The organism is Stenotrophomonas sp. GW821-FHT09E08, from assembly GCF_059416125.1.
Genome location: NZ_JBWKOO010000012.1, coordinates 43,511 through 63,230, shown reverse-complemented (window position 1 = coordinate 63,230; position 19,720 = coordinate 43,511). Strand labels below are relative to the sequence as shown.

The following is a 19,720-nucleotide window of genomic DNA, read 5'->3' as shown; positions in this document are numbered from 1 at the left end:
ATGAATGAAATAACTTTGACAATATATGACTGACGCTAAGTCTGTAGCTGCAGAGGTAGGGAGGCCGCACAGTGGCTATTCCTGCCTCAAGGTCACGGCAACAGACGACAGGACGAACTGATCCGGTGAGTCGCCGGCAAGCGGCGATCAATTGCAGCCGTCAATGATTCAATCTCGCGTGTGGATGCGAGGTCGGGCGATGGATTGACGGGCCGAAACTGCTCTCTAAACCCCTCCAAGAAGTCGGTTCTTGTTCCGGTTTCCCCGTTACACGGCACCTCAAACCCCTTCTTGGCCACGTCCTCGCGCAGACGCGCCTCATGCCTGGCCACCCATTTCTCAGCGCCGGCGTATCCCCGTTCGTAGCTACTGCAGCGGCGCCCCCCCCCTGGTCCATCAGCGTGGCAACCCAGCCCCCCGTCGTTCACCCGTTGCGCTAACGCGACAACTTACACACCAGCGCAGGCGATCACGGGCAGGTGATCACCTAGGCGGCTGGCAGAGCGTGTTGCCCAGTAGAAGTCGGCGGGTAGGGGCGTGGCCGGCAGGATACGGCTGGTCATCGCAAAGGCTGCGACAGGGAAGCGTGCATCCAGAGCGATAGAGCGGGCGGCAGTGAGGCAAGAGGACTGCTCCCCACCCTTAAAGGGCAAATATTTTGTTGCCCTCGGGAAAAAGGCAATCTAGGCAATCCCCCTTTCGGAGACTACATAAATTACTTATACTTCAATAACTTATACAAACATACCGAAGGTAATAATAGCGCAACCTTTGAGCAACCTGATTGCCTTTCCAGAGGGCAATTTTCACAAAGAATTTTTCCCTTAAAAATCAATGACATTGCTTTATTAGGGCTCTGAGATTGCTTCAAATTGCCATTTCTTGCAATCAAAACAATCCTTTAATATCAAAAACTTAGGCTGCTATTTCCTGGCCGATTGCTGAGATTACTCTTTTCCCGCCACCCCCCAGATTCCTAAGCGTCGGCCCCCAGCCTGACCGGCCTTCCCTGGCGCGCTGAGAGACCCCCTTTCGTGCAGGGAACCGCATGTCTGGGAACCCCGGAGAACGCCATACAGGGCCGGGGCTGGGCCGTTACGCAGGGGGTGCAGAAAAAGCACCCTATAAAGTGCGCAGGCGTGGCGGGGAGACGAGTGCGCGCGACGCGGTCTGAGCGCCAATTGACACCCGACGGCCGAACGCCTCCAATGCCGCAGAGCCGACAAAGGGGGGATGGCATGTGGTCTGATCTTCAATCAGCAGTGGCGTTGATGACGGGAGCATCTGCCTCAATCAACTCGGCGCCTTGGCTGGCGCAGGCAATACCCGAAGTCGGGAAGGTGGTTGTAGCTGTGATAACGGTCGGTGGCGCATTGGGAGGAGTCTTCCTGGGCTCACGCCTTACGGGCGGCAGGGAACGCCTCGCGCGGGAAGCGAAGCAGCGTGACGATCTGCTGTTTCTCGCCGTGACAGTCTCTGCTGTCCTTGAAGCCTTCGTTTCGGACTGCGCCTCTATCAGCGCTGACGACGGCACCTCCCGCGGGCAACTCAGCCGGACTGAGGACGGCGAGGAGTACCGATCCCCACAGGTTGAGAGCCCCAGATTGGATTTTTCGGGTTTAAAGGTGGCTTGGACTGCTCTTCCCGCCGAAATGCTCGACCGCTTGCACGCGCTCTCAGCTAAGCTCCGCAACATCGAATCCGCACTGTCAGATGTCGCGGAACACGACTGGTCACCCTACGATGAGTACTTTGAACACAGGCAGTTAAAGTACGCAAAGCTCGGCGTTAACGCAGGCCAGCTTTCGCGCGAGATCCGTTTAGCTGCTGGCCTTCCGCCCGAGCTTGATGAGGAACAGACAGTTTTCGAATGGCTCTCCGAGCGAGAGTTGCGCCTGCGGGAAGAAGGCAAGCAGCGTGACCAACGCCGTTTGGAGGCGAACGCGGAAATGATCGCCACCTTCACTCAGCAGGCTCCCAGTACCGATCGCCAGTAAAGGATCTATATGGCCTTTGTCGTACCTCAGTTCAGCAGAAAGCAAGTGGAGCGCGCGGGCGACGTTCTGCGCCAAGAACCTCCCGTTGGCAAAGACATCGTTGCAGCCATGCCAGTGATATCCAACTGGCGGGCGGCTCACGCTTATCCACTTAACACTTTCCAAGCAGCGCTTCGCAAAAAGCTAAAGGCGCAAGGACTGGATGCGGCTAACGCTGCGGTCGGGCAGCGGTTGAAACGACTCCCGTCTATCGCTTCTAAGCTGCAACGGTTTGGGGATATGTCTCTATCTCGCATGCAGGACATCGCCGGACTACGTGCGGTCGTCCCCAATCCCAAGGCGCTGGATGCGCTCCACCGATCTTATGTTCACAGTGGCCGCTTTCCTCACGAGCTACGAAAGGTGGACAACTACGTTGCTGCACCGAAGGATGATGGCTACCGCAGCATCCACCTCGTCTACCGCTACCAAAACTCGCGTGCACCTGCTTACGATGGTCTGCACGTCGAATTGCAACTTCGCACGCGGCTTCAGCATGCTTGGGCTACCGCCGTCGAGACCGTTGACGTGTTTGAGAACCTGGCGATCAAGGCCGGACGTCCCACCCCTTTGTGGCGGGAGTTTTTCCTCCTCGCTAGCGCTGCGTTCGCCGTTCAGGAAAAGACGGCTGTCCAAAATGAACTAAAGGGCTTTGCATTCAGCGAGATAGTCTGGCGCCTCCAGGATGTCGAGCGCCGCCTCAACGTGTTGGCTCTTCTTCGTGGTTTCAGCGTTGCAGCGGACAAGATTCATCAAAGCGGGCGTTCCTCGTCCGCCTATCACTTGGTTATCCTAAATACCGAACGCTCGGTGCTCACGATCAACTCGTTTGCCGAGCGTGATCTTGAAGAAGCGACGGCTGCATATGCTGAGGCCGAAGCCCGAACCGCACGCGGCGAGCCTATCGACGCCGTTCTAGTCGCGGGCGGTGGCGTTGACCAGTTGCGAAAAACCTACCCAAACTACTTCCTGGACGCTGGCGTATTTGTCCAGCGCATCACGGCCCTATGCCGGATGAACATAGGGGCGCAGTAGCGCTCCTACTTAATTCACAGCGTGCTCAATCAGTCCTTCGCGAAACTCCAACAGTGACGCGTGGCCTCGTAGCCCATATTCGCCTGCGGCTTTGGCCAGCAGGAGAGCGCATGCGCCGCAGCGCAGGTTCTGGCGGCCAGTCATCACGTTGCGGCCCCCAGCTCGAAGGGATTGAAGCGGATCACCTCATCGCCCAGCCATTCGTTGAGCGCGGTCAGCCGCGTCTGCAGGGGTGATAGTTCCATCGCAGTCCACACGGTCGCCGCCTCGCGGATCGAGCCAAAACCGCCACTGTTCTGCGGCACGATGCCAAGCAGCTGCGGCGGTGTCCGAAGGGACGCCAGCATGTCGTCGCGGGTCACGCTCTTGATGCCGGTGAATTCATCCTTTGCCGCAACCTCACTCACGGGAATCAGCTTCAATCCATCCTTGCTCCCACCCGGCGAGTGCAGGAAGAGGTTGCGGAAATTGCCCGGGCCGCGCGACTCGCGCAGGGCGTTTCGGATTTCGTCCACATTGTCTTTCTCGGTCAATGAGTCGGTCAGATACAGAATGAAACCCGCGTGCGAACCGTTGTTGTAATACTTCCGGCGGAACAGCGTCGCCGATTCGTTCAGCAGGGCCGACTGAACAGCCGGCATCCATTCCGGTAGGCCGTAAATCTCCTGGTCAACATCGGCCTCGCGCAGCTGGAACACATCGCCGCGAGCGAACTCATGCTCGATCTGGCCGGCGCGGATCTGGAAGAACTCGCCGGCCTCCACGCCTCGGCGCATGTACTTTGCCAGCGGCACCGCCAGGGAGTGATTGACACCGGACATAGCGCGGCGGCGCTCAACGTAAGCCATGCCGAAGGTGATGTAGTCCAACGTCAGCTGTGCGAATGCCTCGCGACTGAGCAGCTTGTGCGGTCGGAACGTGCTGACCAGCATGTTCCGTTTGAACGTCAGTCCGCTGTGCAGATAGGGGTTCGCGCGTGTGGTGCGGGACAGCCCGTGCAGATCCACCGGCGGCTCGAAGTAGCGACCGTTGCGCCAGCATTCGAGGTAATCGAGGATGCCGCGCGAGTCCAGCACCGGCGTGGGATCGCCGAGCCGACAGCGTCAATGCGCGCTGCCAGCAGTGCCTTTGCCACCCACCTGTTCGACGAGGGTCTGGCTGGCCGCATTGAGCCCCACCACTGTCACCTCCGCACCGTGCGCGGCCAGCTTTTCCTGCGCCCGCTCCAGCGCGGCCACGGCAGTCAGATCCCACAGGTGGGCATCGCGCAGATCAATCTGCACCTGCGGCGCCACGTGCTGGTAATCGAACGCCGCACCCAGCTGCCCCGCTGAGGCAAAGAACACCTGCCCACGCACGCAGTAGACCTGCATGTCACCGGCATCGTTGCGCTGCACATCCAGCATGCGGCCAACCTTGCGCGCGAAGAACACTGCCGACAGCAGCACACCGCTGAGCACGCCCTTGGCCAGGTCGTGGGTGGCAACGGTGACCACCACGGTCAGCAGCATCACTGCTGACGAACTACGCGGATGCGTGCGCAGGTCGCGCAGCGAGCGCCAGCTGAAGGTGCCGATGCTGACCATGATCATTACCGCCACCAGCGCGGCCATCGGGATCTGCCGCACCAGGTCGCTGCCGTACACCACCAGCACCAACAGGAACACGCCTGCCACCAGGCAGGACAGGCGGCCACGTCCACCGGAGGTCACGTTGATCACCGACTGGCCGATCATCGCGCAGCCGGCCATGCCGCCGAGGAAGCCGGTGACCGTATTCGCCACGCCCTGGCCGACGCATTCGCGGTTGCGCTCGCTGGGCGTTTCGGTGATGTCCTCGACGATCTGCAGGGTCATCATCGATTCGAGCAGTCCGACCACCGCCAGCGTGGCCGACACCGGCAGCAGAATGCGCAGCGTCTCCCAGGTGAGCGGCACATCGGGGATGAGGAAATGCGGCAGGCTATCGGGCAGCTGGCCCATGTCGCCGACGCTGCGTACGTCCACGCCGAAGCCGATCACCACGGCGGTCAGCACCACAATGGCCACCAGCGGCGACGGCACCGCGCGGGTAACGCGTGGCAGCAGGTAGATGATCGCCAGCGCGGCGGCGCACAGCACGTAGACCGTAGGGCCGCGTCCGATCAGCTCGGGCATCTGTGCCAGGAAGATCAGGATCGCCAGCGCGTTGACGAATCCGGTGATGACCGAGCGCGAGACGAAGCGCATCAGCGAGCCGAGCTTGAACACACCGGCCAACACCTGCAGCAGGCCGGCCAGGATGCTGGCGGCGAACAGGTACTGCAGGCCATGGTCCTTGACCAGGTCGACCATCACCAGCGCCATCGCACCGGTGGCGGCGGAGATCATACCGGGTCGGCCGCCAGCAATGGCAGTGATGACGGCAATGGAGAACGCCGCATACAGGCCGACCTTGGGGTCGACGCCGGCGATGAGCGAGAAGGCGATGGCCTCGGGAATCAGGGCCAGGGCGACGACGATACCGGACAGCAGGTCGCCACGGATGTTGCCGAGCCATTGCTGGCGCAGGGGGTAGGACGTTTGCATGGGAAAACTCCGCGCGCATGCGGGCGTGGCCGCAAGGCGCTGCAGTGGGATACACGGGTTCCTGAGCCGGTGCCGGGGGCACGGCCGGACCATCGACGTTGCGCGCGCCAGAAGAGGCGACGGTCAACCGAGGGCGGCAGGGGTCAGGGTGGCGTGATCACTGCGGGGAGGTGTGGGTGCGTGGGAGGGGCGCAGTCTACGGGAAGCGGCCCCACGGGGGTAGCGCGGATGGCCGGCGAAGGCAGCGAAACGCAGCAGAGCATGGCTCCGCTCTACAATCACAGCATGGCCGCCAACCGCCCGCAGTTCTTCGACCCCGCCACCGAACAGGGCGTGCTGCGCCTGTCGATCGCCGCCTCGCTGCTGCTGGCCGCGGCGGCGGTGGTGTTCGGCCTGCTGGCCAATTCCTCGCTGATCATCTTCGACGGCATCTACGGCCTGATCGACGTGGTGATGACCTGGCTGTCGCTGCTGGTGGCGCGGCTGATCGCGCTGTCCACCCAGACCGACGCACTGCAATCGCGGCTCAACCAGCGCTTCACCATGGGATTCTGGCACCTGGAGCCGATCGTGCTGGGGGTGAGCGGCACGCTGATGATCGGCGCCGCGCTGTATGCCCTGGTCAATGCGGTCGATGCGTTGATGTCCGGTGGACGCCATATCGCGCTCGGCCCGGCCATTGCCTTCGCCGGGCTGTCGATCGTGGGCGAAGGCGCGCTGGCCTGGTTCATCCTGCGCGCCAACCGCCGCATCGGCTCGGAGTTCATCGCATTGGACGCGAAGAACTGGGTGATCGCGGCCAGCATGTCGGCCTGCTACCTGCTGGCCTTCCTCGGTGGTGTACTGGTGCAGGGCACCTCGTGGGTTTGGATCGGGCCCTACATCGATCCGGCCATCCTCGCCTTCGTCTGCGTGCTGGTGATGATCGCTCCGCTCGGCACCGTGCGCCGGGCGCTGGCCGGCATCCTGCTGGTAACCCCGCCGGAACTGCAGGCCCATGTGGATGCAGTGGCACGCGCGATCGTGGCCAAGCACGGCTTCGTCGAGCACCGCAGCTACGTGGCCCAGGTGGGGCGTGGCGAGCAGATCGAGCTGTTCTTCGTGGTGCCGGAAAACGACCCGCCGCGGCCGCTGGTGGAATGGGACCAGCTGCGCGACGAGATCGGCGATGCACTGGGCGAGGCCTCGCCGGACCGCTGGCTGACCATCATGTTCACCACCGACCGCGAGTGGACGATCTAGGCCGACAGGACGATGAATCAAGTTTTCCGGACGTATTGCAACCCAACGTACGCGGAAACCGGGCAAAGTAGGCTCCAACGCAACACCCACCCACCGACCAGGAGCATCCCAATGTCCATCGAAAAGGTTCTGTACACCGCCCAGGCCACCTCCACCGGCGGCCGTGAAGGCCGTTCCGTCTCCTCCGACAACGTGCTGGACATCCAGCTGTCGACCCCGCGCGAGCTGGGCGGCGCCGGTGGCCCAGGCACCAACCCGGAGCAGCTGTTCGCCGCTGGCTATTCGGCCTGCTTCCTGGGCGCGCTGAAGTTCGTCGCCGGCCAGGCCAAGGTCGCGCTGCCGGCCGACACCACCGTGACCGGCAAGGTCGGCATCGGCCAGATCCCGACCGGTTTCGGCATCGAAGCCGAGCTGACCATCAATGTGCCGGGCGTGCCGCGCGAGCAGGTGGAAGAGCTGGTGCAGAAGGCACACATCGTGTGCCCGTACTCCAACGCCACCCGAGGCAACATCGACGTGACGCTGATCGTTGCCTGATGCGGCCGGGGGTCAGAGCCCTTTCGCGTTGCGAAAGGGATCCGACCCCAAAAAAATGGGCGGATGCCGGTCGAAACCGAGCATCCGCCCATCCCACCTCGGGTGGGCCCCGGCGCGCGGCCGGGGACGCATTCGCTTACTTCTCGCTCGTAATGAGCTGCACGACGCTGGAGAAATCCAGTTTGCCGCGGCCGGCCTGGTGGTTCATCGAGTACAGGTTGCGGGCCACTTCTCCCAGCGGGATCGAGGCGCCGACACTCATCGCCGCCTCCACCGCCAGGCCCATGTCCTTGAGCATCAGGTCGCTGCCGAAACCACCGCTGTAACCACGCGACGCCGGGGCGTTTTCCAGCACGCCCGGCCACGGGTTGCACACTTCAGTGGCCCAGCTGCGGCCGGTGCTGACGGCCATCATCTGCGACAGCACCTTCGGGTCCAGCCCGTGTGCCACGCCCAGTGCGATGGCTTCACCGGTCACCGCCATGATCACGCCCAGCGCCATGTTGTTGCACAGCTTGGCGACCTGGCCGGCACCACTGGCGCCCACGTGGAAGATGTTCTTGCCCATCGCCTGCAGCACCGGACGGGCGCGCTCCAGCGCGTCCTCTTCGCCACCGACGATGAAGGTCAGGGTGCCGGCCTGCGCACCGGCGGTACCGCCGGACACCGGCGCGTCGATCATCTGCAGGCCACGTGCGGCGGCGGCTTCGGATACCTTGCGGGCGCTGGCCGGGGCGATCGTGCTGCAGTCGATGACCAGTGCACCGGCCGGAATCGCGGCGAGGATGCCGTCGTCGCCCAGATACACGCCTTCGACGTGGCGACTGGCCGGCAGCATCGAAATCACCACCTCGGCATCGGCCAGGGTTTCGCGCGCCGATGCGGCCGCGCTGGCGCCAGCATCGACGGCGGCCTGCACTGCGGCAGGGACCAGATCGAACACGCGCACGGTGTGGCCGTTCTTGACCAGGTTGGCGGCCATCGGGCCACCCATGTTGCCCAACCCGATGAATGCAATGCGGCTCATGCAAGGCTCCTTTCAACAAGGGGAGTGCCCAGGTCGGCCAGCGGATGCGCGGCATCGGCCCAGGGGGAAGCGAAGAAGGTGTCGGCCCACGCGCCGGTGGCCTCGGCCAGGGTGGCCGGGTTCCACTGCGGATTGCGGTCCTTGTCGATCAGCAGCGCGCGGATGCCTTCGGCGAAATCACCGTGGGCGGCGCAATGCAGGGCGACGATGTACTCCAGGCGGTAGATCGCGGCCAGGTCCTGGCCGGCACTGCGTCGCTGCAGCTCGTACGACAGCCGTGCCGAGCCGGGTGCACCGGCGGCGAGGGTCTTCTGTGCGGCCTGCAACCAGGCATCGTCGGTCTGCAGACCGGCAATGCGCGCCACGATGGCCTGCAGCTCATCGCCTTCGCACAGCGCCTCGACCTGCGCGGCATTGGCCAGCAGCGGGCCGGTGGCGGCGTCACTGGCATGCGACTGCAGCAGATGGCTGAGGCGTTCGTGGTTGTGGGCCGCGTTGCTGGACCACGCGACCTGCAGCAGCGCATCGAACACCGCGCTACGGCGTTCTTCGGCCACATGCACGTCGGCCAGGCCGGCGTAGATGGCGTCGCCCGGGTTCAGCAGCGCGCCGGTCAGGGCAAGGAACAGGCCACCATTGCCCGGCACGCGCGGCAGCAGCCAGCTGCCACCCACGTCCGGGAACAGGCCCACGGTGATTTCCGGGAAGGCCAGCTTGGAGCGTTCGCTGACCACGCGGTGGCTGGCGCCGGACATCAGGCCGATGCCGCCGCCCATCACGATGCCGTGGCCCCAGCACAGGATCGGCTTGGCGTAGGTATGGATCAGGTAGTCGACGCGGTACTCGACGTCGAAGAACTCGGCGGCGTAGTCGTTCCCGCGGATATCACTTTGGCCGGCGTCGCGGTAGGCACGCATGCTCTGGTACAGGCTGTGCAGGTCACCGCCGGCGCAGAACGCCTTCTCACCGGCGCCCTGCAGCACCACCATGGCGATGGCATCGTCGTCGGCCCAGGCATTCAACTGCTTCAGCAGCAGGTGTGCCATCGGCAGCGAGAAGCCATTGAGCGTGCGCGGTGCGTTCAGCGTGGCGATGCCGATGCGCGTGCCATTGCTGGCCACGCGCTCTTCGAACAGCACCGGTGCTTGTTCGGCAACGGTGTCGGTGGTCATGCGTTCTTCCACTGCGCGGCGCGCTTTTCAAGGAAGGCACTGACGCCCTCGACCTGATCGGCGGTGTCGAACAGATCGACGAAGGCCTCGCGCTCGGCCACCAGCGCCGACGCATGGGTACCGGTGCGGGTGGACTGCACCAGGGTCTTGCAGGCGGCGATGCTGGTCGGGCTCTGCTTGCCGGCCTTCTTCGCCCATTCCAGGGCCAGTGCCTTGGCTTCGCCCTTGCCGACCTTTTCTTCGGCCAGGCCAATCCGCAGTGCGGTTTCAGCGTTGATGCGCTCGCCCAGCAGGATCATGCGCTTGGCCCAGCCCTCGCCGACCAGGCGCGGCAGGTTCTGGGTGCCACCGGCGCACGGCAGCAGGCCGACGGTGGCCTCTGGCAGCGCCACCTGGGCATGGTCTTCGATGATGCGCAGGTCGCAGGCCAGCGCACATTCCAGGCCGCCGCCCATGGCGTAGCCGTTGATGGCGGCGATGGACACGCCACGGAACGCGGACAGCGCTTCGAAGGCTTCGCCGAAACGGCGCGCGGCTTCGCGTGCGGCGGCCTTGTCGCCCGAGGCGAACTGGTTGAGGTCGGCGCCGGCGGAGAAGAACTTCTCGCCATCACCGGTGATCACCAGCGCGTAGATGTCGCGGTCTGCGTTGAGCGCGCCCACCAGGTCGCGCAGCGCCGAAAGGCTGTGCACGGTCCAGGTATGCGCCGGCGGGTTGTGCAGGGTGACGACGGCGGTGTGGCCATCGGCCTCGACCTTCAGGCCCACGTGTTCCTGGGTACGCCAATCCTTCATCGCAGTTCCTCTTCGGTGTTGAGCAGGTGACGGGCGACGATCACCCGCATGATCTCGTTGGTGCCTTCCAGGATCTGGTGCACACGCGAATCGCGCAGCAGGCGTTCGATCGGGTATTCGCGGATGTAGCCGTAGCCGCCGTGGATCTGCAGCGCTTCATTGCAGACGTTGAAACCGGCATCGGTGGCGAAGCGCTTGGCCATCGCACACCACACATTGGCATCGCTGGCACCGGCGTCGAGCTTGCGCGCAGCCGAATGCACCATCTGCCGGGCGGCCACCAGTTCGATGGCCATGTCGGCCAGCTTGAACTGCAGCGCTTGAAAATCAGCCAGCGCCTTGCCGAACTGGCGGCGCTCGCCCATGTAGCGGCGTGCGGCATCCAGCGCGCCCTGCGCAGCACCCAGCGAGCACGCGGCGATGTTGATGCGGCCACCATCGAGCCCCTTCATCGCCAGCTTGAAGCCGCCACCTTCCTCTCCCAGAAGGTGGCTGACCGGTACGCGGACGTTTTCGAAGGTGATGCCGCGGGTGGGCTGGCTGTTCCAGCCCATCTTCTCTTCCTTGCGGCCGAAGCTGATGCCCGGCAGGTCCGCCGGCACCGCAATGGCGCTGACACCCCCAGCACCGGCACCACCGGTACGCACCATCACCACCAGCAGTTCGGTGGCACCGGCGCCGGAAATGAAGGCCTTGGATCCGTTCAGCACATAGAAGTCACCGTCGCGTACGGCGGTGGTCTTCAGCGAGGCCGCATCGGAACCTGCGCCCGGTTCGGTCAGGCAGTACGAGGCCAGCTTGCTGCCCGAGGACAGATCGGTTCCCCACGCATCGCGCAGCGCCGGCTGGCCCCACTTGGACACCATCCACGACGCCATGTTGTGGATGCTGATGTACGCCGCGGTCGACGGATCGACGTTGGCGAGCTCCTCGATTACGACGGCGGCGTCCAGTCGGCTCAGGCCGCTGCCGCCCACTTCCGGGTCCATGTACAGACCGCAGAAGCCCAGTTCACCGGCCTTGGCGATCGCCTCGCGCGGGAAGATGCCCTCCGCATCCCATCGCGCGGCGTGCGGTGCCAGTTCGGCCTGTGCGAAGTCGCGCGCCGCCTCGCGGTACGCCTGCTGCGCTTCTTCCAGTTCCGTCGTCATCGAGTGGCTCATGGCTGCTCCTGCCGTTACTTCAGGCTGATCGTGGTGTTGACGCCATGGCTGAGCGTCTCGTCATCGAACCAGCGCGCGGTGACCGTCTTGGTCTGGGTGTAGAACAGCACCACCTGCTTGCCGTACGGGCCCAGATCGCCCAGCTTGGAAGCACGCGAACCGGTGAAGGAGAACAGCGGCACCGGCACCGGGATCGGCACGTTGATGCCGACCTGGCCAACGTCGATGTCTTCCTGGAACTTGCGCGCAGCCGCGCCGGACTGGGTAAACAGTGCGGTGCCGTTGCCGTTCGGGTTGCTGTTGACCATCGCGATGGCCTCTTCCAGCGTTTCCGCTTCGAGGATGACCAGCACCGGCCCGAAGATCTCTTCCTGGTAGATGCGCATGTCGGTGGTGACACCGGCAAAGATGGTCGGGCCGACGAAGTTGCCCTTCTCGAAACCATCGACCTGCGGCTTGCGACCGTCCAGCACCAGCTTGGCGCCCTGCTCCACGCCCGATGCGATCAGGCCTTCCACGCGCTCGCGGGCGCCGCAGGAAATGACCGGACCGACGTCGGTGCCGGCCACGGTGCCACCGCTGACCTTCAGGGTCTTGGCCTTGGTGACCAGGTCCTGCACCCAGTTGCGTGCTTCACCGACCAGCACCAGCGTGGAGGCGGCCATGCAGCGCTGGCCCGCAGCACCGAAGGCGGCGCCGACCATCGCGTTGAGGGTCTGTTCCTTGTTGGCGTCCGGCAGCACCACGGCGTGGTTCTTGGCGCCCATCATGCACTGCACGCGCTTGCCGGCCAGCGAGGCACGGTTGTAGACGTGGGTGCCGACGCGGGTGGAACCGACGAACGACACCGCCTTGATGTCCGGGTGGTCGCAGATCGCGTTGACCACTTCCTCGCCGCCGTGGACGACGTTCAGCACGCCCTTCGGAATGCCGGCTTCCAGCGCCAGCTCGACCAGGCGCATGGTGACCATCGGGTCCTGCTCGGACGGCTTGAGGATGAAGGTGTTGCCGGTGGCGATCGCCATCGGGAACATCCACAGCGGGATCATCGCCGGGAAGTTGAACGGGGTGATGCCGGCGCACACGCCCAGCGGCTGCATGATCGAGTAGGTGTCGACGCCGTTGGCCACGTTGTTGGCCAGCTCGCCCAGCTGCAGGTTGCCGATGGCAGCGGCGTGCTCGACCACTTCCAGGCCGCGGAACACATCGCCTTCCGCGTCCGGCAGGGTCTTGCCCTGTTCGGCGGTGAGGATGTGGGCCAGCTCGCTCATGTTCTCGCGGATCAGCTGCTGGTACTTCAGGAAGATGCGCGCACGGGTGCCGATCGGGGTCTTGCGCCAGGTCTTGAAGGCTTCCTTGGCCGCAGCAACGGCGGCATCCACTTCGCTGGTGGTGGCGAACGGCACCTGGGCCAGCACGTCCTGGGTGGCCGGATTGATCACGTCCTGCCAGTGGGAGGTGGCCGATTCGACGAACTGGCCATCGATCAGCATGCGGATACGGGGCGCTGCAACAGTCATGACGACAATCCCACTGGCTCGAAAGATGCTTGGCATTATTCACAACACCCTCCTCGATTTCCGGCCTGAATCCGCTTAATCTGGCCAACACGCCAGACGATTCATGTTAATTCTGTGAATTATTCAGCCATCCAGCGGCAACTCGGCCTTCGCCTGCTGCGGCTGCGCGAACAGCGGGGCTACAGCCAGGCAGCCCTGGCGCAGGCGCTGGGGCTGTCGGCCAGCTACCTGAACCAGATCGAGCGCAACAAGCGCCCACTGACCCCGGCCGTGCAGAAGAAGCTGGGCGAGGTGTTGGGCGATGTTTCCTCCCTGTTCGACGACGATGAGCCCGCCGCGCTGCAGGAAGCGCTGGGCGAAACCCTGCGAGATCTGGGCTTGGCCGACGTCAGTGCTACCGAGCTGCGCGCGCTGGCAGGCAACCTGCCGCAGGTCAGCCGCGCCCTGCTGGACCTGCATCGCCGCCACCTGGCATTGCGCGAGCATGCCGCCGCGCTGGAGTTCCAATTGGGCGAGCCGGGTGCGGGCAGCACGTTGCCGGCGGGTGACCAGGTGCGCGAGTTCTTCAACCGCATGCACAACCACATTCCCGAGCTGGACGAACTGGCCGAGCAGCTGTTCGCCGAATGGGGGCTGGCGCCGGGACACGTGGCGCCACGGCTGCGCCAGCTGCTGGCCGACCGCCACGGGGTGCTGGTGGAAGTGGCCGCGCTGCAGGCCGGGCGCGAAAAGCGCCAGTACGACGCCGGTGCGCGGCGGCTGTGGCTGCCCGATTATCTGGAGCCTGGCCAGCAGGCATTCCAGATGGCCGCCGAGCTGGCGCTGCACGGTTACCTGCCGCAGATCGATGCGGTGGTGGCGCGTGCCGGCTTCACCGACGACGCGCGCATCGCGCAGGCACGGATCGGTCTTTCCAACTATTTCGCCGGCGCGCTGGTGATGCCGTACATGCGCTTCCTGCGTGCGGCCGAAGCCAGCAGCTACGACATCGAACTGCTGGCGCATCAGTTCGGCGTCGGCTTCGAAGCGGTCTGCCACCGGCTGAGCACGCTGGCACGGCGCAGCGCACCCGGCCTGCCGTTTTTCTTCATCCGGGTGGACCGCGCCGGCAACGTATCCAAGCGCCACTCCGCCACCGATTTCCACTTCTCGCAGGTGGGTGGCTCGTGCCCGCTGTGGATCGTCTACGAGGCGTTCAACCAGCCGGGGCGCATCCTTACGCAGACGGCGCGCATGCCCGATGGGCGTCGTCATTTCTGGCTGGCGCGGCAGGTCAGCAGTGGTCCGGTCGGCCATGGCCAGCCGCGCAAGACGTTCGCGGTGGCGCTGGGCTGCGATCTGCAGCACGCCGAGCGGCTGGTGTATTCACTGGGGCTGGATGTGCAGAGTCCGGGGAATTCGGTGTCGATCGGCCCGGGGTGCCGGGTGTGTCCGCGCGAGGACTGCATGCAGCGCGCGTTCGCTCAGTTGCCGGGGCGATAGGGTTGGTTCGGCAGGGCTGCGCCCTGCACCTGCAGAGGCCGAAGCAACGGCAACAGCAACGGCAAAAGCTGGCATTCCGTGGGATGGCGGGGCGGTGTCGGATTGCGGGGACGCCGTGAACCCGTCCCTGGGGGCTTGGCCGCGGCATCCATGCCGCGGACACCCCGCAATCCGACACCACCCCGCCTTCGACAGGTTCCTGCTACCTGTCGGAACGACGTATTGCCCTGGTGGGTGTCGACCTTGGTCGACACGGTAGATCCACGCATGGCGTGGATCTACTAAACCTTTCGTGCGTAGGCTGCATCCCATTGCAATGCCCATCCTGGAGACACCCAATGTCCTTGCTGCGCTCTTGCCTGGTCCTGCTGCTCGCCGCCGTCGCTGCGCCGGCGTGGGCGACCTTTTCCATTGCGGCCTGCAATGAGGCCGGCGACTGCGGTGTGGCGGTGGCTACGCACAACCTGGCGGTCGGGGGTGTGGGTGTGCCGTGGGCACAGGCGAAGGTGGGCGCGGTCGCCAGCCAGTTCGAGACCAACCCGACCTATGGCTCCAAAGGCCTTGAGCTGTTGGCCGAAGGCCGCACGCCTGCGCAGGTGCTGAAGCAGCTGTTGGATGAAGACGGCAACTTCGATGGCACCACGCTTGCCGAGCGCCAGGTGGGACTGGTCAGCGCGCGCGGCGGCAATGCGCAGTACACCGGCGCCACCGCGCAGCAGGCGGGTTGGGCCGGTGCGCAGGGTGAGGGCATGCTGAGCGTGCAGGGCAATGGCCTGGCCGGGCCAGAGGTGCTGGCATCGATGCAACGCGTCTTCGCCGCCTCACGTGGGCCGCTGGCCGCACGCTTGTTGGCGGCGCTGGAAGCCGGTCAGGCAGCGGGGGGGCAACGCAGCGGGCAATGGTCGGCGGCGCTGCTGGTGCGCACGCCCGGGGGCGACTGGCAGGACACCGACCTCCGCGTGGACGCCGACCCGCGTGCGGTAGCGAGGCTGCGCGAGCTGTACGACATGCGCCTGTCCAACGAAGCGATCATCCGCGCCGAGGAGCGTTGGGAGAAGGGTGATGTGGCAGGCGCGCGCGCGGCGCTGGCAACGTCGTTGTCGCTGGCGCACGGCTGGGACCGCACCTGGGCGCGCGCCGCACGATTGGCGATGCGACAGGGCGATACCGCGCTGGCGCGCGAATATCTGGCCGGCCTGCGTGCGCTCAATCCGGGCTGGGTGAAGCAGGAACTGACGTTGCCGTTGTATGCACCGTTGCAGGGTGATGCGGTGGTGGCGCCGTGGCGGTGACGCACCGCGGGGTCAGATCGTGCCGACCAAGGTCGGCACCCACCAGAGCAGTTCAATCGGCTGCGGCGTTGATCAATAGATCGGCGTCACTTTCATCTGCGGCAGCGGGCGCGGCGCGCCATCGGTGAGGTCCGGGCCCAGGTCGTCCCAGCTGCGTCCCTGCTCGACCATCAGCCCCCACAACTGCTGCGAGGCCAACCGCTTGTCCTCCGAGCCCAGCTTGTACGACGGCGGCGTCGGCTGGCCGCTGGCAACCATCGCGTACGCTGCACGGTAGGCCAGTACCTGCTGCGCCGGGTCATCGGTACGCGCCACTTCCAGCGTGTAGCGCTGGTAGGCCGAGGCCAGGTTGCGCCAGCGGATCCAGTAGTGGTTCTCGAACGAGAACGAACAGAACCGTGCACCGGCCAGGCTGCCCTTGTCGGCGATGCGGGTCAGCACCTCCTGCGGCATGTCCAGGTTCATGCCGCCCTCGTCGCCCTGCAGGCTGACGTGCACGATGCGGTCGCGGTAGCCCGGTGCACGCGCCTGCAGCAGGTCGCGCCAGTTCTGCATGGTCGCCACCACCGCGAACAGGAAACGGCCCAGCTCCGCAGCGGCCAGCGGTGTGGCGATCGACTGGTAGGTCCGCTGCCAACCGTGGCGGTTCTCGGTGGGCAGGAACACGGCTTGTTCCAGCGCCTGGCGGCCACTGCTGCCGTGGCTCACCTCTTCGGCATGCTGCGGGTAGACCAGATTGATGGCGAAGGTCGGCCAGCGCGGCAACGCGGCATCGAACAGGTGGATCGGGAAGTTGCTGCTGATGCCACCATCGGAGAACCAGCAGATCCGGAACGCGGTGATCACCGGGCCGCAGGTCTGCCCGGCACTGGTCAGCCCTTCCATGCTGTCGGCCACGTTCTGCCCGCCCTCATCTGCAGCCGTCGACGTCGGCTCGCAGCGACGTTCGCGACGCGAGGGCTCATGCAGCGGCACCGCGCTGATCAGCAACGGGAAGCTCAGGCTCATGCGCGTGGCCACCAGCACCGGCAGCGACGCGCCCTGCGGCAGATGGTAGTAGTTGCGGCCTTCAACCTCGCGCGGTGGGCCGGCACGGTCGACCATCCACTGCACCACACTGGCCGGAAACAGCTGTTCGAACTCCTCGCGCAGGAACCAGAACTGCGCCCCACCCAACGGCAGCGTGCGCGGTTCGTTATGCGACACGCAGGTGGTGATCATCTGCAGGCTGATCGCATGCGGGCTGTCCGGCTCACCGGCATAGCGCGGCGCATCGTGCAGGTCGGCGAAGGTGAGCGGTGCATCCAGCGGCTTGCCTGACAACTGCTGCAGGCACTCGTGCAGCCACTCGGTCAATGCCGGCTTGCGCGCGTCGCGGCCGAGGCCGCTGCACAGGCCCAGCAGATTGCGCCGCGCCACCCGCGCCACCCGCAGCGCGGCGCCGGCCACGCCGGCACCATAAGCGCACAGCAGCGACGGCAGCAGCGTGGCGGCCACGCCGCTCCAGCCACCGCCCCACCAGCCCAGGCCCAACAGCAGCGCCAGCGACACCAACACCTCCAGTGGCGCGATCTCGAACACGGCAACGGCCAGGCACAGCAGCTTGTGCGGCAGGCGGGCATTACCGGTCAGCACCACCAGCAGCCGATAAGCCGCACGAGCGCCTCGCGCCGGCTGGAACAGGCTGTAGATGAAGCCGCGCCGCGACAGCTGCGCCGACACCGCCGACAACCCGCTGTAGCCTGCGTCGCCGGACAGGTGCTCACCCGCCTGCTGCTGACGATCACCGCACGCCGCTGCCGCTGCCACCGCCGCGGCGATGGCGCCGGCCGAGGTGCCGCCGATGCTCTTGAAGCGATATTCGCGGGCCAGCGCCAGTACCGCATTGGGGTACACGATGCCGCTGGTGATGCCACCTTTCATGACCAGATCGCAGTACTTCGCCGCCACGAGCCACCTCCCGTCTGTCGGTGCCCAGTATGGCAAGAGGCGCTCTCACAGCCTGAGAAACCAGCCACAGCCCTGCACTTTCATTGGGCCTTGACCATTGCCGCCAACGCGTCCACCGTGGGCATGCCGAAGGTATCCCTGCCGTGGCGTTGATGGCGGCAGGGATTTAAACGGGAATCCGGTGAAGGCGCCTTGCGCGCCCATTCCGGAGCTGCCCCGCAGCGGTGAATGGAAACGAATCCTGCCAACAGCACTGGGCTCACGCCTGGGAAGCGGCAGGTAGTAGGTGGGCTGCGGCCTGTGTCCATCAGCCCGAATACCTGCCCCGGCCAGGGGACACGACCGTCCCCTGACTCGACCTGGAATCTCCGCGGGGAGGTTGCCGGGGCCGTCGTCGTCCTGCGCGTGCAGGCGATGCCGCCGCGCGCGTCCTTTTCACGGTATCCGGCCAGACCTGTTCACCCACGCGCTGATGCATGGGCCACCGCCGTTGCCGGCGGTCCATGCGGTACCTGACGATGACCGAGCTCCAACGCCCCACCCTGACCCTGCCCGCCGACGGCAAGCGCCTGCTGCTGCATTCGTGCTGCGCGCCCTGTTCGGGCGAAGTAATGGAGGCGATCACCGCCTCCGGGATCGACTACGCGATCTTCTTCTACAACCCCAACATCCATCCGGTGAAGGAATACGAACTGCGAAAGCAGGAAAACATCCGCTTCGCCGAACAGCACAACATTCCATTCATCGACTGCGACTACGACACGGACAACTGGTTCAGTCGTGCACGCGGCATGGAGAACGAGCCCGAGCGTGGTATCCGCTGCACGATGTGCTTCGACATGCGTTTCGAGCGCACCGCGCTGTATGCGCACGAGCACGGCTACGACACCATCAGTTCGTCGCTGGGCATTTCGCGCTGGAAGAACATGACGCAGATCAACGACTGTGGCATCCGCGCTGCATCCCGCTATGAAGGCCTGCAGTACTGGGATTACAACTGGCGCAAGGGCGGCGGCGCCAGCCGCATGGTAGAGATCAGCAAGCGCGAGCAGTTCTACCAGCAGGAATACTGCGGCTGCGTGTACTCGCTGCGCGATGCCAACCGCCACCGCCGCGAGAACGGCCGCGAACGGATCAAGATCGGCCTGCTGTACTACGGGCAGGACGCTGAGACGCCGCAGGGCGATTGACGTGTGGGCATGGGGCGGCCACGCTGGTCGCCCCTTCTGTTGTACCGGAACTGCCATGACCGCCCTGCCCGCCGATGTCGCCCTGCTGGTGATCGACCTGCAGCCGGACTTCATGCCCGGCGGTGCGCTGGCCTGCGATCAGGGCGATGCGCTGGTGGCACCGATTGCTGATCTGCTGGCGCAGCGCCGCTACGGCACCGTGGTGGCGACACAGGACTGGCACCCGGCCGACCATGCCTCGTTTGCCAGCCAGCATCCCGGCCAGCGCCCGTTCGAAACCATCCTGCTGCACGCGCAGCCGCAGACCCTGTGGCCGGACCACTGCGTGCAGGGCAGCGCGGGTGCTGCCTTGCACCCGGATGTGGACTGGACCGTGGCCGACCTTATCCTGCGCAAGGGCACCCGCCAGCAAGTGGATTCGTACAGTGCCTTCCGCGAGAACCACGGGCCCGACGGTACCCGTCCCGCCACCGGCCTGGCCGGTTGGCTGCACGAGCGTGGCATCCGCGAGGTGCACGTGTCCGGCCTGGCCCGCGACTACTGCGTGCTGTGGAGCGCGCAGGACGCGGTGAAGTCCGGCTTCCGGGTGAAATTCCTGTGGGAGCTGACCAAGCCGGTGACCGAAGCCAACGACGCGATGGTGCGCGAGGCGCTGGGCAAGGTGGGGATCGCGATCGCCTGACCCACAACGGTAGTGCCGGGGGGGGGGGGGG

The 19,720-nt window shown here is 65.3% G+C and carries 15 protein-coding genes, 1 pseudogene and 1 riboswitch; of the genes and pseudogenes, 8 read left to right on the top strand and 8 right to left on the bottom strand.

What is annotated here, in order from left to right; genetic code table 11:
* Nucleotides 1-1,238 precede the first annotated feature (1,238 nt).
* Nucleotides 1,239-1,997 (top strand): hypothetical protein, encoded by a 759-nt coding sequence (locus AC07M7_RS15085; protein WP_495207763.1) that lies wholly within the window; start codon nt 1,239-1,241, stop codon nt 1,995-1,997.
* A 9-nt stretch (nt 1,998-2,006) separates the two neighbouring features.
* Complete coding sequence (locus AC07M7_RS15080; RefSeq protein WP_495207762.1) at nt 2,007-3,071, top strand: RelA/SpoT domain-containing protein; 1,065 nt, start codon at nt 2,007-2,009, stop codon at nt 3,069-3,071.
* Nucleotides 3,072-3,214: 143 nt separating this feature from the next.
* Here AC07M7_RS15080 and AC07M7_RS15075 read toward each other — a convergent pair.
* A pseudogene (locus tag AC07M7_RS15075) lies at nt 3,215-4,162 on the bottom strand (phage portal protein); the annotation flags it as partial.
* Nucleotides 4,163-4,174: 12 nt separating this feature from the next.
* A complete protein-coding gene (locus AC07M7_RS15070) occupies nt 4,175-5,638 on the bottom strand; it encodes a SulP family inorganic anion transporter (RefSeq protein ID WP_495207761.1) in 1,464 nt (487 codons plus the stop codon).
* A gap of 261 nt (nt 5,639-5,899) precedes the next feature.
* On the opposite strand from AC07M7_RS15070, the gene AC07M7_RS15065 reads away from it, so the two are divergent.
* A complete protein-coding gene (locus AC07M7_RS15065; RefSeq protein ID WP_495207760.1) occupies nt 5,900-6,880 on the top strand; it encodes a cation diffusion facilitator family transporter in 981 nt (326 codons plus the stop codon).
* Nucleotides 6,881-6,991: 111 nt separating this feature from the next.
* Nucleotides 6,992-7,417, top strand: a complete 426-nt coding sequence (locus tag AC07M7_RS15060; RefSeq protein ID WP_004153735.1) for an organic hydroperoxide resistance protein — start codon at nt 6,992-6,994, stop codon at nt 7,415-7,417.
* Between the two features lie 136 nt (nt 7,418-7,553).
* On the opposite strand, the gene mmsB is transcribed toward AC07M7_RS15060, so the two are convergent.
* From mmsB to AC07M7_RS15035, 5 genes are read right to left on the bottom strand one after another with little or no spacing between them, the layout of a single operon-like run.
* On the bottom strand, nt 7,554-8,444 hold the full coding sequence (gene mmsB / locus AC07M7_RS15055; RefSeq protein ID WP_004136647.1) for a 3-hydroxyisobutyrate dehydrogenase: 891 nt from the start codon (nt 8,442-8,444) through the stop codon (nt 7,554-7,556).
* Nucleotides 8,441-9,616 carry an enoyl-CoA hydratase/isomerase family protein gene (locus AC07M7_RS15050; RefSeq protein WP_495207759.1) on the bottom strand — a complete coding sequence of 392 codons (1,176 nt, stop codon included), beginning with the start codon at nt 9,614-9,616 and terminating at the stop codon, nt 8,441-8,443. The genes mmsB and AC07M7_RS15050 overlap by 4 nt, the downstream gene beginning before the upstream one ends.
* The gene (locus tag AC07M7_RS15045) at nt 9,613-10,410 is read right to left on the bottom strand and encodes an enoyl-CoA hydratase (protein ID WP_495207758.1); all 798 of its coding nucleotides are present in this window, start codon (nt 10,408-10,410) and stop codon (nt 9,613-9,615) included. Before AC07M7_RS15045 ends, AC07M7_RS15050 begins: the two co-directional genes overlap by 4 nt.
* Entirely contained in the window at nt 10,407-11,573 is a 1,167-nt protein-coding gene (locus AC07M7_RS15040; protein ID WP_495207757.1) for an acyl-CoA dehydrogenase family protein, read from the bottom strand. The genes AC07M7_RS15045 and AC07M7_RS15040 overlap by 4 nt, the downstream gene beginning before the upstream one ends.
* 14 nt (nt 11,574-11,587) lie before the next feature.
* Nucleotides 11,588-13,093, bottom strand: coding sequence for a CoA-acylating methylmalonate-semialdehyde dehydrogenase (locus AC07M7_RS15035; RefSeq protein WP_495207756.1), 1,506 nt, complete (start codon nt 13,091-13,093; stop codon nt 11,588-11,590).
* A gap of 114 nt (nt 13,094-13,207) precedes the next feature.
* Here AC07M7_RS15035 and AC07M7_RS15030 point away from each other — a divergent pair, with 114 nt between their 5' ends.
* Together AC07M7_RS15030 and AC07M7_RS15025 are read left to right on the top strand one after the other, a co-directional pair.
* A complete protein-coding gene (locus AC07M7_RS15030) occupies nt 13,208-14,575 on the top strand; it encodes a helix-turn-helix domain-containing protein (protein WP_495207755.1) in 1,368 nt (455 codons plus the stop codon).
* A gap of 338 nt (nt 14,576-14,913) precedes the next feature.
* On the top strand, nt 14,914-15,867 hold the full coding sequence (locus AC07M7_RS15025; RefSeq protein ID WP_253079597.1) for a DUF1028 domain-containing protein: 954 nt from the start codon (nt 14,914-14,916) through the stop codon (nt 15,865-15,867).
* Between the two features lie 72 nt (nt 15,868-15,939).
* Here AC07M7_RS15025 and AC07M7_RS15020 read toward each other — a convergent pair whose 3' ends face one another.
* Nucleotides 15,940-17,790 (bottom strand): patatin-like phospholipase family protein, encoded by a 1,851-nt coding sequence (locus AC07M7_RS15020; RefSeq protein ID WP_253079596.1) that lies wholly within the window; start codon nt 17,788-17,790, stop codon nt 15,940-15,942.
* Nucleotides 17,791-17,944: 154 nt separating this feature from the next.
* Nucleotides 17,945-18,159, top strand: a riboswitch (cobalamin riboswitch).
* 161 nt (nt 18,160-18,320) lie between these two features.
* Here AC07M7_RS15020 and AC07M7_RS15015 point away from each other — a divergent pair.
* Together AC07M7_RS15015 and pncA are read left to right on the top strand one after the other, a co-directional pair.
* Complete coding sequence (locus tag AC07M7_RS15015; RefSeq protein WP_428709771.1) at nt 18,321-19,007, top strand: epoxyqueuosine reductase QueH; 687 nt, start codon at nt 18,321-18,323, stop codon at nt 19,005-19,007.
* A gap of 55 nt (nt 19,008-19,062) precedes the next feature.
* Nucleotides 19,063-19,689, top strand: coding sequence for a bifunctional nicotinamidase/pyrazinamidase (gene pncA, locus AC07M7_RS15010; protein WP_495207754.1), 627 nt, complete (start codon nt 19,063-19,065; stop codon nt 19,687-19,689).
* Nucleotides 19,690-19,720: the final 31 nt, after the last annotated feature.

Bases quoted from the DNA above. Each gene is read 5' to 3' on its own strand.
- AC07M7_RS15085 (WP_495207763.1), top strand. From the start codon at position 1,239: ATGTGGTCTGATCTTCAATCAGCAGTGGCGTTGATGACGGGAGCATCT.
- AC07M7_RS15080 (WP_495207762.1), top strand. From the start codon at position 2,007: ATGGCCTTTGTCGTACCTCAGTTCAGCAGAAAGCAAGTGGAGCGCGCG.
- AC07M7_RS15070 (WP_495207761.1), bottom strand. From the start codon at position 5,638: ATGCAAACGTCCTACCCCCTGCGCCAGCAATGGCTCGGCAACATCCGT.
- AC07M7_RS15065 (WP_495207760.1), top strand. From the start codon at position 5,900: ATGGCTCCGCTCTACAATCACAGCATGGCCGCCAACCGCCCGCAGTTC.
- AC07M7_RS15060 (WP_004153735.1), top strand. From the start codon at position 6,992: ATGTCCATCGAAAAGGTTCTGTACACCGCCCAGGCCACCTCCACCGGC.
- mmsB (WP_004136647.1), bottom strand. From the start codon at position 8,444: ATGAGCCGCATTGCATTCATCGGGTTGGGCAACATGGGTGGCCCGATG.
- AC07M7_RS15050 (WP_495207759.1), bottom strand. From the start codon at position 9,616: ATGACCACCGACACCGTTGCCGAACAAGCACCGGTGCTGTTCGAAGAG.
- AC07M7_RS15045 (WP_495207758.1), bottom strand. From the start codon at position 10,410: ATGAAGGATTGGCGTACCCAGGAACACGTGGGCCTGAAGGTCGAGGCC.
- AC07M7_RS15040 (WP_495207757.1), bottom strand. From the start codon at position 11,573: ATGAGCCACTCGATGACGACGGAACTGGAAGAAGCGCAGCAGGCGTAC.
- AC07M7_RS15035 (WP_495207756.1), bottom strand. From the start codon at position 13,093: ATGACTGTTGCAGCGCCCCGTATCCGCATGCTGATCGATGGCCAGTTC.
- AC07M7_RS15025 (WP_253079597.1), top strand. From the start codon at position 14,914: ATGTCCTTGCTGCGCTCTTGCCTGGTCCTGCTGCTCGCCGCCGTCGCT.
- AC07M7_RS15020 (WP_253079596.1), bottom strand. From the start codon at position 17,790: ATGAAAGGTGGCATCACCAGCGGCATCGTGTACCCCAATGCGGTACTG.
- AC07M7_RS15015 (WP_428709771.1), top strand. From the start codon at position 18,321: ATGCGGTACCTGACGATGACCGAGCTCCAACGCCCCACCCTGACCCTG.
- pncA (WP_495207754.1), top strand. From the start codon at position 19,063: ATGACCGCCCTGCCCGCCGATGTCGCCCTGCTGGTGATCGACCTGCAG.